Origin of the sequence: Exiguobacterium sp. R-39 (genome assembly GCF_049942815.1) — a bacterium.
Taxonomy (GTDB): domain Bacteria; phylum Bacillota; class Bacilli; order Exiguobacteriales; family Exiguobacteriaceae; genus Exiguobacterium_A.
On record NZ_CP187965.1, the window covers coordinates 2,001,333 to 2,012,885 of the forward strand.

12 protein-coding genes are annotated in these 11,553 nt (G+C 46.5%); all 12 read right to left on the minus strand.

Going from position 1 to position 11,553, the window contains the following annotated elements:
* Window positions 1–20: 20 nt before the first annotated feature.
* A complete protein-coding gene (locus tag ACP26N_RS10625; RefSeq protein WP_131972483.1) occupies window positions 21–794 on the minus strand; it encodes a YlmH/Sll1252 family protein in 774 nt (257 codons plus the stop codon).
* Window positions 794–1,066 (minus strand): YggT family protein, encoded by a 273-nt coding sequence (locus tag ACP26N_RS10630; RefSeq protein WP_034769807.1) that lies wholly within the window; start codon window positions 1,064–1,066, stop codon window positions 794–796. Before ACP26N_RS10630 ends, ACP26N_RS10625 begins: the two co-directional genes overlap by 1 nt.
* Window positions 1,067–1,068: 2 nt before the next feature.
* Complete coding sequence (locus ACP26N_RS10635; RefSeq protein WP_233494514.1) at window positions 1,069–1,392, minus strand: cell division protein SepF; 324 nt, start codon at window positions 1,390–1,392, stop codon at window positions 1,069–1,071.
* 201 nt (window positions 1,393–1,593) lie between these two features.
* Window positions 1,594–2,265 carry a YggS family pyridoxal phosphate-dependent enzyme gene (locus ACP26N_RS10640; RefSeq protein WP_131502638.1) on the minus strand — a complete coding sequence of 224 codons (672 nt, stop codon included), beginning with the start codon at window positions 2,263–2,265 and terminating at the stop codon, window positions 1,594–1,596.
* Complete coding sequence (gene pgeF / locus ACP26N_RS10645; RefSeq protein ID WP_114595437.1) at window positions 2,252–3,028, minus strand: peptidoglycan editing factor PgeF; 777 nt, start codon at window positions 3,026–3,028, stop codon at window positions 2,252–2,254. Before pgeF ends, ACP26N_RS10640 begins: the two co-directional genes overlap by 14 nt.
* 82 nt (window positions 3,029–3,110) lie before the next feature.
* Entirely contained in the window at window positions 3,111–4,268 is a 1,158-nt protein-coding gene (gene ftsZ, locus ACP26N_RS10650; protein ID WP_114595436.1) for a cell division protein FtsZ, read from the minus strand.
* Between the two features lie 38 nt (window positions 4,269–4,306).
* Complete coding sequence (ftsA, locus tag ACP26N_RS10655) at window positions 4,307–5,611, minus strand: cell division protein FtsA (protein WP_426353803.1); 1,305 nt, start codon at window positions 5,609–5,611, stop codon at window positions 4,307–4,309.
* A 229-nt stretch (window positions 5,612–5,840) separates the two neighbouring features.
* On the minus strand, window positions 5,841–6,620 hold the full coding sequence (locus ACP26N_RS10660; RefSeq protein ID WP_131502640.1) for a cell division protein FtsQ/DivIB: 780 nt from the start codon (window positions 6,618–6,620) through the stop codon (window positions 5,841–5,843).
* Window positions 6,621–6,681: 61 nt separating this feature from the next.
* Window positions 6,682–7,776 carry an undecaprenyldiphospho-muramoylpentapeptide beta-N-acetylglucosaminyltransferase gene (gene murG, locus ACP26N_RS10665; RefSeq protein ID WP_426353804.1) on the minus strand — a complete coding sequence of 365 codons (1,095 nt, stop codon included), beginning with the start codon at window positions 7,774–7,776 and terminating at the stop codon, window positions 6,682–6,684.
* Entirely contained in the window at window positions 7,773–9,122 is a 1,350-nt protein-coding gene (murD, locus tag ACP26N_RS10670; RefSeq protein ID WP_131502642.1) for a UDP-N-acetylmuramoyl-L-alanine--D-glutamate ligase, read from the minus strand. Before murD ends, murG begins: the two co-directional genes overlap by 4 nt.
* Before the next feature lie 33 nt (window positions 9,123–9,155).
* A complete protein-coding gene (gene mraY, locus ACP26N_RS10675) occupies window positions 9,156–10,118 on the minus strand; it encodes a phospho-N-acetylmuramoyl-pentapeptide-transferase (protein ID WP_131502643.1) in 963 nt (320 codons plus the stop codon).
* Between the two features lie 22 nt (window positions 10,119–10,140).
* The gene (locus tag ACP26N_RS10680; protein ID WP_188004529.1) at window positions 10,141–11,460 is read right to left on the minus strand and encodes a UDP-N-acetylmuramoyl-tripeptide--D-alanyl-D-alanine ligase; all 1,320 of its coding nucleotides are present in this window, start codon (window positions 11,458–11,460) and stop codon (window positions 10,141–10,143) included.
* Window positions 11,461–11,553 lie beyond the last annotated feature (93 nt).

Here is an 11,553-nt window from a genome sequence, read left to right on the forward strand (position 1 = left end):
ATCCTCCCTCAGCTTGTTGGTTATCCTTTTAGCAGACCGTATTGCAATTTAATCCGATCCCGTTTCGTCGAGCCGAGTACGGCGATTAACTTGACACGTCCCGTTCCGCGAAGGGACAGTAAGTCGCCTTCCTCTAACAAAAAACTTGGATCTTCGACGATTTTATAATTCACTTTGCTTTCACCTTGTTTAATCAGGCTTTGCGCTTTTTGTCTTGAAAAACCAAGGATTTCACTGACAACCGTATCAAAACGAAGCGAACTGACGAATCCCAGTTCTTCTTGCCATTCTTGATCCTTAATCTTCAACTGTTCTTCTGAATCCACGAGCGACAACCGAATCTTCGTTTTTCCCGCACGATCGACATTTGCTTCGATATAAGAAGCCACTTCTTTCGCAACGGCAAATTGGACGACTTGATCTTGGATGACCACGTCACCGAATTTCCCTCGCTTTAATCCGACATTCAGCAATGTGCCTGTCACCTGGCGATGCGAGAGCTCTACGAATTTGGTGGGATAATGGATACGATAAATGGCAATATCAAAATCGTTGGCCTCAAGCTCATAATAATCAGGGGCAATCAGCGCACGCTGTCGTTCGGCGCCTTCAAAACCGCCCTCAAAAAAGAGGGCACATTTTGTTCCGACGAGTTCTCGGGTAATTTGTTGTTCACGCGGATCCAGAAAATCTGTCACTTTAAACGTATAGGTCGCTTCGACATGGTCGATCCAATTCAAGACGAGATCGACGAACTCCCGCTCATGTCCGCGATAATGATCATAGACACTCATTACAGGAAGATTGCTCGAATACCCGACTGTGCGAGATTAAGCACAAGAAAGGCAACAATAGGTGAAATGTCAAGCATACCTCCGATGGGCGGGATAATCCGTCGGAACGGCGCGAGGAAAGGTTCAACTAACATAGCGAGAACTTGACCGAATCGTGATTCACGTGCGTTTGGGAACCACGATAATAAAATATAGGCAATCATGACGTAGCTGTAGTATTGAAGTAACGTGCTGAGTGTACGACCGATTGCGTACATGACTTGCGAATCCATGCTTACCACCCCTTATGGTTGATATCATCTTCACCGAGCAGATTTGAAATACTTCCGGCCAGCTCGACGTTGTTCGGAACACAGAGGAGTGTATTTTGACTGATTGTCGTAATCGTTCCATCAAGGGCAAACACGACACCTGACAAGAAATTGATCATTTGGCGTGATTGATCTTTAGACATCCGCTGCATGTTAACGATGACAGCACGATTTTGGCGAAGATGTTCGCCAATTTCCTGTGCTTCGTTAAACACACGCGGTTCACTGAGAATGACTTGTGATTTTGTCTTTTTTGTATGAATGGGTACGATGTTCGATTGTCTCACAGGGTCCTCCTTTTGAGTAACACTCGGGGTAGATTCCTCGTAGTACTCGTCGTATTCTTGCTGTGATGCACCTCTACCTTTATTTATTGTAGCATCATTTTCATATTCGAGTTCATCTAAATCGTCTGTGTTACCGAGAAATAGATTTTGCATTTTTGATTTGAATCCCATATCGATTCTCCTTTCGCATATCTAGACAATTTATGATTGGACTAACGTCGTTCCGATTCGGACGTATGTCGCACCTTCTTCAATGGCAATCTGATAATCTGATGACATACCCATTGATAACTCCGTGCATGGTGCGTGCGGTAGATGGCGGGAAGCCACTTCATCCCGCAACACACGCAGCGAATGAAAGACTGAACGCAGTACTTGCTCGTCCTCCGTCAATGGGGCCATCGTCATCAACCCGATGACGCGGACCATCGGATATTGTCCGACTTCATGCAAAAATGAATGGACATCTTCCGGATCAATTCCTTGCTTTGATTCTTCCCCGGAGACGTTGACTTGAACAAAACAATCGACGGGTCGTTTCGCACGTTTGTTGATTTCTTCCGCCAAATGCAGCCTGTCCAAGGAATGCAACACATCAATCCGATCAATGATTTGCCGGACTTTACGAGTCTGTAACGTTCCAATGAAATGCCACTCACAAGCCTCACGTCCTAAGACCGTTTGTTTGTCGGTCAACCCTTCCGGACGATTCTCACCAAGTGCCGTTATCCCTGAAGCGAGTAGCTCGGCTGCCACTTCACTTGACACTGATTTCGTCACGCCGATCAATTGTACCTGCTTTTTTTGCTCAGTCTTTTCATACGCCTGTTTCATGTTTTGTCGGACATGTTGTACATTTTCAGAAATTGACATCGAGAGACTCCTTTACAATCAAACTGGCAAACCGTCCACCATGATCTCCGTGACGATAGGAGAAATAGTCTTCTGCCTGACAGTTCGTACAGATTCCTGTATCGAGCACATCGCCGACACCACTGCGTTCGGCTAACATAGCATTGGTTTTTTGAAGCGATAACATGGCTTTCCCGTCTTCTTTCTTGATGTAAGGAGATTCTTCAAGACCAAGTTGATCTACAGCTTCAAGGACCGGTCCATCGACTTCATAACAACATTCACGAATCGAGGGTCCGATGACCATCTGAATAGAAGACCGTTCGGCACCGGCTTGTTCCATCTTTGTCAGAGTTGCTTCGACGATGTTAGCGACCGTTCCGCGCCAACCGGCGTGAACATTTGCAATGATACCGGTCCGCGGATCACAGAACAGGAGCGGTACACAGTCAGCAAACAGCATCATCAATAAAACGTTTGAGTCCGTTGTCACCAGTCCGTCTGTACCCTTGATTGCCGTTTCGTAATCAGAAGCTCCACGACCGGACTCGAGTGTCGTTACTTGTTCCACGTGATTGCCGTGCACTTGTTCAGCCCAAACAGAGTTTTCTAAAGCTAAATCCAGTTGTCGGACGATGACTTCACGATTTTTGATGACCCCTTCCGGATCATCCTTGACGTGCAGTCCTAAGTTGCCCTTGCCATGAGGGGCTGAAAATTTTGTCGTAAACGCTGCGCGAACAGTACCTGTCGGCGTATCCCATTTTATCCATTGACCAAACATTTCATCCCATCCTTTTTTAAAAAAAGAGGTGTCGCTTACGCGACACCTCTTGATCTAGCAGTCGTGTCTTTGGAATATCGGATTAACGATTATTCCGGCGAAGGAAAGAAGGAATATCCATCGTCTCTTCAACATCTGACCCTTTTGCTGATTCTTGGTTCGAGCTACTAGGTGTCTCTTCGACTTGCGGTTTAGGTTCTTCAGCTACCGGTGATGGTGCCGCTTGCTTTTTCTTAAGCAAGTTTTTCATCATCTCTTGTGCTGATGGGATTTCAAAATCGAGTGGTTCGTTTTCGAATTCAGTTGCGATGACCGTAACAATGATTTCGTCTTCCAAGTTGTCGTTGATGACTGATCCGAAGATTAAGTTAACTTCTTCATCCGCAGCGCTTTGAACGATTTGAGCCGCTTCCGTTACTTCATAAAGGCTCAAGTTCGCACTACCGGTAATGTTCATCAGGACGCCTTTTGCCCCTTCAATCGATGTTTCAAGCAATGGACTTGAAATCGCTTTTTTCGCAGCTTCCGTTGCACGGTGTTCGCCGGTTGCGACACCAACACCCATCAATGCTGAACCTTTTTCCGTCATGATCGTTTTAACATCCGCGAAATCCAGGTTGATGAGACCAGGAACGGCGATTAAGTCCGTAATCCCTTGTACCCCTTGACGAAGAACGTTATCGGCTTCTTTAAAGGCTTCAAGCATCGGTGTGTTACGATCGACGATTTCAAGCAATTTATCGTTCGGGATGACGATGAGTGTATCGACTTTTTCTTTAAAGTTCTGAACACCTGAAACAGCATGTTGCATCCGTTTACGGCCTTCGAACATGAAAGGTTTTGTGACGACACCTACTGTCAATGCGCCGATTTCTTTAGAAATTTCTGCGATGACCGGTGCAGCACCTGTTCCGGTACCTCCACCCATTCCTGCCGTTACGAAAACCATATCGGCACCAGATAAAATTTCTGTCAACTGTTCGCGGCTTTCTTCGGCAGCTTTTTTACCGATTTCCGGATTTGCTCCGGCACCAAGACCACGTGTCAGTTTTGCTCCGAGTTGAAGTTTTACATCTGCCTGTGACATGTTTAATGCTTGTGCATCCGTGTTGACAGCGATGAATTCTACGCCTTGGACACCATGTTCGATCATTCGGTTGACAGCGTTAGATCCACCGCCACCTACTCCGATGACTTTGATTTTAGCTACTTGGTCCATCATTTCATCAAAATGCAACATAAAAGGGGCCCCCTATTTTTTTACTGATAATTTTTTATTTAGCCGAAAAATTTCTCAAAGAAACTGCTGAATGACTTTCGCTCTTTTGGAGGCTGTTCCTTCTGTGGTCGCTCTTCGCGTACTGAAGGTTGGGAAGGGTGTGCAAGTAACTCCTCTTGCTCACGGCCTTGTGCGGCTACTCCCTTTTCGTCCGCACGGTCAAATCCTGACTTCGAAACGGCACTGCGTGATAAAACATATCGTAACATCCCAGCAGCGACAGCATACTTCGGATGACGAATCCCCAAGCTGGCTGGTTGATACACATTCACGCTTTGTTTAAAGATTCGCTTACCGAGCTGGTCAATTCCTGGTAGGGAAGAACTGCCACCACAAAGAATGATTCCACTGTTCATTTGTGTATACCCAGCCTGTGTCATTCGTTTCTGAATCATCTCAAAAATCTCTTCCAGACGGGCTTCAAGGACAAAGCCAATCTCCGTCTGTGGTTCGAAACGGTGTTCCCCGTTGATTGTCACGTACGAGACTTTCTCTTCCGGGTCACCTAACGCTTCTAATGCGACGCCGTATTCTTCTTTGGCTAGTTTCGCATCCTGGTATTTACAATTCATTTTATACGTCAAATCGCGTGTCAGGTGATCTCCACCGTACGCAAGTGTCGTTGAGTAAACTAAATCGTTTTTTTCATAAATTGAAAGAGTGGTCGTTTCATGTCCGATATCAACGATCCCGACACCCAGCTCCAACTCATCAATCGAAGCTGCGATTCGTGAGACGGCTAAACTTTCCAGCACATACCCCGCAAGTTCCAACCCAGCACGTTCGATGGAACGTTTGATGCTATGTAGAATCGTCTTCGCTCCGATAATCAGCTTCCCTGTCACTTCTAGACGATAACCAATCATGCCACGTGGATCTGTGATCTCCGTCTGCTGATCGACAGTAAACGTTTTAGGTAACACATCGACAACGCTCAATTCGTTTGGAATCCGCATCACCATTGCTGAGTGAAGGACATCCTTCACATCGTCATCCGTGATTTCGTTATCTTCCCCTTTGATTGATGTCATCCCTTGGCAATCTTTGACTTGGATGTGCTCACCGGAAATTGCTACATATACTTCACCAATTGGTTCGCCGAGTGTGCGCTCCACTTCTGCAACCGCTTGTTTAATGGCATTTACTGTTTGATCGATGTCGACGATGACACCTCGCTTGACGCCTGCAGATGGTGCAGACCCTTCCGCTAAGACATTCAGTGTTCCACCTAGAAGTTCACCGACGATGAGTTTCACTTCCGATGTCCCAATATCTAGTGCGGCAATTGTACCTTTCGTTTCCATGGGAGTGACACCTCCACTTTCATAATACTAATCCTATCGTCCCTGTTTATATTTACAGGAATCGAGACAATCTTCTTCTCGTTTAAGTCTACACTATAAAAAACCTCACGAAAAGAAGTTATTGTCTAACTTACCCATCTAATAGATTACGATTTGATGACGATGTGTCCGCTTTCCTACTAATGAAAACAAACGTTTGTCAAACCCATCTAATCCATGATGTTATTTTCTAATTTTTACCTTTATATGGTTTGAAATAGATTCCTCCATCAATGGTGATTGTTCCGGTCTTTCCTTTTGGCAAAGCGGAAATCACCTTGACATATTCATTCAACGAGTTAGAAAAAGCCGATGTACTCAATAAGACGGTATTTCCGTCTGTCATGAATAACTTCAATCCCCCCTTGTCCGTCTGATCATTGGCTACGATTTCCGAAATCCGGCTCCGGACTTTCGGCTCGATTTTGACGAGTTCCTTTGTCAGACGTTCCAGGGACTGATCCGTAAATCCTGTTAGAATCGGTGCATCAAACAATTCTTCCTTCGACTTTCCGGGAAGAATCGTCCCATCCGCTAAGACAATCCGGGCACCCGGTTTATCTTTGGCATACGCAATCTCTTTTTCTTCGACGACGTCAACTTCGTAATGATGTAAAAACGTTTTTTTCATCGTCGCTTCACGAATACCCGGGACATCTTCAATCCGTTCCAACACGGCTTCTTCCGACACATTGAAGGCATGTGTCTCCTTCACCTTAATACGTGATGCTTGAATGATGTCTTCCTTCTTGACGTTCACGGTGCCGGTGACGTCAAACGTCGCGACACGCGAAAAACTCGATTGAAGATAGAAGACGACACCAATCAATAGACCGATCAGGATGAGGACATAGATTAAACGCCGGTTCGCCTTTTTCCGACGCTGCTCACGGACATATGGAATTTTATCTTCTAAGCTGCGGACAGTCGTATCCATCTTCGGCTGTCTTGCCGGTTGTTGTTCCTTCACGTAAGCCTCTCCCTCCATTATGTTTAATTTCAGTACCTTATCGGTCTATTCCTGCAATGCTTTAGTTTTTTTGCTGAATCAACCGTAATAATTCATCGACCAAATCACTTGCCGCATTTGGCATGCCGAGTGCGAGCGATGCTTTAGACATGCCGACTTGATCGGCAATCGCCTTCGTACAGGCCTCGAACAATCGTTCCCCCGTCAATTCGGATTCCCGGATCAAAAGACTCGCTCCTGTCTCGACGAGTGAAGAAGCATTTACTTCCTGATGATTTTCCGTCACGTACGGACTTGGAATTAAGATACTCGGTAAACCGAGCGTCGTCAATTCGGCTAACGTACTTGCCCCGGAACGCGAGATGACCAGCTGGCTTGCTTTTAAAATCAACGGCAAATCGTAAATGAACGGTCGCAATTGAATCCGGTCCGGTAATGTTCCTACTTGTGTCTGGATGTCTTCATAGTGGACCTGGCCTGTGACGAACAACAATGACCAGTCAGTTGCTGTCAACATGGGAATCATCTCGACGACCGCTTTATTGATGGCCGGTGCTCCTCGGCTGCCGCCGTAAACGACAATCAGAGGCCGATCTTGTTCAAAACCGTATTTTTGTTTTTCTTCGATTGGATCAATTTGCAACATCGCAACTTCTGAGGCCCGGGGATTTCCGATTAGAATCGTTTTCCCTTCGTTTTTCCCGAAATGATGACTAGACCCTTTAAAGGACAATGCCACCCGGTCGACATAACGCGCCAAGAATTTATTGGTGATTCCAGGTAAGCTGTTTTGTTCATGGACCAGCGTCTTATACCCCATCTTCGCTGCTGTATAGAGGACAGGACCGCAAACAAAACCACCTGTTCCGACAACAATATCCGGTTGAAAATCACGCAGAAGCTTTCGGACTCGGACCACACTTTTCAAAAAGCGGACACCGGTCTTGACGTTCTCAAACGACAAGGAACGGCGTAGTCCTGAAATTTCAATTGATTCGAACGGAATGCCTGCCCGGCGGACAATGTCCGCCTCGAGTCCATTCTCAGTACCGATATATAACACTTCACATGCCATACGACGCTCAACTTCTCGGATCATGGCCAGTGCCGGATAGATATGCCCGCCTGTTCCGCCACCTGAAACTACGATTCTCATTTCGCCGTCCCCCCTACTTTTTGAACGGAACGGATGAAATGTTCGCCACGCTCTTCATATGTCTTATATTGATCCCAACTTGCAGATGCCGGAGATAATAAAATGATATCACCGGGCTTCGAAACATCAAATGCTGTGATAACGGCTTCTTCCATCTCACGTGTTACCGTAGAGGCGATCTGTTGATCGTCAGCTAGATCAGCGAAGCGTTGACCTGTCTCACCGAGTCCGATGACATGTTTGACATGGGTCATCGCACTTTTTAACGGTGTCAAATCTGCACCGCGTTCGAGTCCACCACAGATCCAGATGATAGACGAGTGAAAACCGGACAGGGCCGCTTCCGTCGCCACGTTGTTCGTGGCTTTTGAGTCATTGTAGACTTTTCGTCCGGCAAATTCTCCGATGTATTCTGTCCGGTGCGCGACTCCACCAAATGTCCGCAAAACCTCTTGAATCGCCGTTAAGGCAATCCCAAAAGGTTCAATCAATGTCAAGGCGGCCAGGACATTCTCGAGATTGTGTCCACCGCCAAGCGCCAGTTCACTGACCGGAAGAATTTTTGTCTGACCGACGAAGATCATACCGTTTTCGACATGTGCATAGGCAGGTTGACGACGTGAAAACGTCAATCGTTCCGCTGCCGCTGTTTCGCTCAAGCGCATGACTTCCTCATCGTCTGCATTGACGACAAGTCGTCCAGCTTCATTCATGTTTGAAAAGATCCGTGCTTTTGCTGCCGCGTAAGACGTTACATCTCCGTGATAATCAAGATGAGCCGGCGACAAGTTTAAGAAGGCTGCACTGACTGGTTGGAATGATTCGATTCCCATCAATTGAAAACTGGATAACTCGATGACGATGACATCATCTGCAGCCGTCTGCTGGGCAACTTCAACTGCCGGGAAACCAATGTTTCCAGCTAAATGAACGCGTCTTGACCCCTGTTTCAATAATTCATGGACCAGTGTCGTCGTCGTCGTCTTACCGTTTGATCCGGTAATCGCGACCCAATCTGCTTTCGTTGAACGGTAAGCCAGTTCAACTTCTGTCCAAATCGGGATGCCACGCTCGATTGCCCTCTGTAATAACGGAATCTGATACGGAATGCCTGGATTTTTTACGATTAATTCTGTTCCATCCAGTAAGGATAGCGGATGACTTCCGAAAACCGTTTCGACCTCCAAAGATTCAAGCGTTTGTACGTCGGCTTCCGAAGGAGTCCCTCCATCATTCACCGTCACGACAGCTCCTGCCTTAACAAGATAGGTCGCTGCTGCAATTCCGCTTTTCGCAGTCCCAAGGACCAATACTTTTTTCTTCTCCAGTTCAGAACTCTTCATCATTAAATCGCTCACTTTCTTGACCACGAATTTCGATTACACGAACAGATAGGCGATTAACGCCACGATTAAGCTAATCGAAGCAAATGTTCCAACGATTCGCCATTCACTCCAACCGACCATTTCGAAATGGTGATGAATCGGACTCATCTTAAAGATACGTTTTCCTGTCGTCTTGAAGGAAATAACCTGCAGGATGACCGATAATGTCTCAACAACGAATACAATTCCAATCAATACTAACAATAATTCCAGTTTCAATAAGATCGATAAACCAGCAAGGGCTGCTCCTAAAGCAAGTGAGCCGGTATCACCCATGAAGATTTTAGCCGGGTAGACATTAAACACGAGGAACCCGATCAATGCACCGACAGCTGAAAAAGCAAATAAGGCAACACCTGGCTCATCGGCTATGAACCATCCGTAGAGGCCAAAGAACAGGAACGTCGGAATAGCCGTAAAGGATACGAGTCCGTCCAGTCCGTCCGTCAGATTGACGGCATTCGAGAATCCGACGAGCCAGAATAACGCGACTAATGGATACAGGATACCGAAATCAATCGACCAGGTCGTAAATGGAATCGACAGATACGTTGCCTGACTCGAAAATCCACCGCTCAACCAGACAAACAACAGACCAACAACAATTTGTCCAACTAATTTTTGCTTCGAGTTCAAACCAAGATTACGTTTTTTGACGACCTTGATGTAATCATCGATGAAACCGATTGCCCCGTAGGCAAGCGTTAAGAACAGCAACGACAGATGACTCCGATCCAAGTCTCCCATCAATAAGAGAACAATCAGGCTGCCGATCATAGCCAGCAAAATGACGATTCCACCCATCGTCGGCGTCCCTGATTTCACTTGGTGCCAATCCGGACCTTCTTCCCGAATCTCTTGACCAAATTTAAGGCTGTGTAAAAAAGGAATCGCTTTTGGCATCACGAGTACGACAACCAAAAACGCAATAATTAAACTGATGAATAATGTAATCATTACAAACACCTACTTTTAAGGATTAAGTTTCATTTAAATATGTGAAGATTTGTTCCAGTGCGAGTCCACGCGAAGCTTTCAGCAAAACAACGGTTTGCTTGCCGAGCAACGGTTGGAGCAGACGGGCTGCATCTTCGACCGTGTCCGCAAATTGGACTTGGACGGTCGGATCAACAATTCCATCCGCGATATAACGCCCTTTCCCCCCTACAAGGATAGCATGGGATACAGGAAGTGCAATCTTCTTCCCGACAGAGGCATGCAACAGGCGTTCCTGTTGACCGAGTTCATACATATCGCCGAGAACGACGACTTTATTCGTAAATCCATCGAGCGTTGCAACCGTCTCGATTGCTGCATTCATCGAAGTCGGGCTAGCATTATATGCATCATTGATGATGGCAGTTTGACCATACATTAATCGTTCCATCCGCATCGGTGTCAATTGTACCTCGTTCAATCCTGCCTGAATCACTTCGTCCGTAAGACCAAGTGCTCGAGCTGTCGCAATCGCGTACGCTGCATTCCGGATTTGGTGTTTGCCAAGGACCGGTAGGTTGAACGTCGCACCATCAAATTTGAAAGTCGTCCCGATGAACGTCGCTTCCGCCTGTTCGATGATGTACGTATTGGTCGCATGATACCCAATGCGTTCAGCCGGCACTTCTCCCAACAACGGTTCATCTCCATCGACAAAGAGATGGCCATTCGGTTTTAAACCAGATCGAATCTCTAGTTTAGCTCGGGCGATTCCACTTCGTCCGCCCACCTGTTCGGCATGCGACTCGCCAATGTTCGTCACGAGTGCAATATCCGGTTCGGCAAGATTCGATAAGAGTTCGATATCTCCAAACCCGTTCATTCCCATTTCGAGAACAGCAACTTCCGTCTCGTTCGGCATCATCAAGATCGTCAAAGGCATTCCGATATCTGAATTGAAGTTACCTGCCGTTTTATGTGTCCGAAACGACTGTTTCAGGACACTTTCAATCATATCCTTTGTTGATGTCTTGCCGTTTGATCCAGTAATCGCGATGACTTTTGGTGCCACTTGCTGTAAATACCGTTGTGCGATGACTTGTAACGCGTTTAACGGATCTTCGACTTCAAGAACCGTGATGTCAAGCTCCGGAAGCGGAATGCCTTTTTTCCACAACGTGGCAATCGCGCCTTGAGCAACTGCTCCCTCGATGAACGAATGTCCGTCGACGCGTGCTCCCTGGATTGGGATATACAACCCTTCCGTGAGTGTACTTCTTGAATCCGTCGCAAAATTTCTTAATGACCGTGTATCGGTTTCTTCCAATCCCAACCACTGGGCGATCTGTGCAATTGTTACCATCCCTATTTCCTCCACTCGATTACAGCAAACGAGGACGAACAGAAGTCAACGAATGACTCCGGTCCGTCCTCGTTTCACTGCAGAAATCAGGAG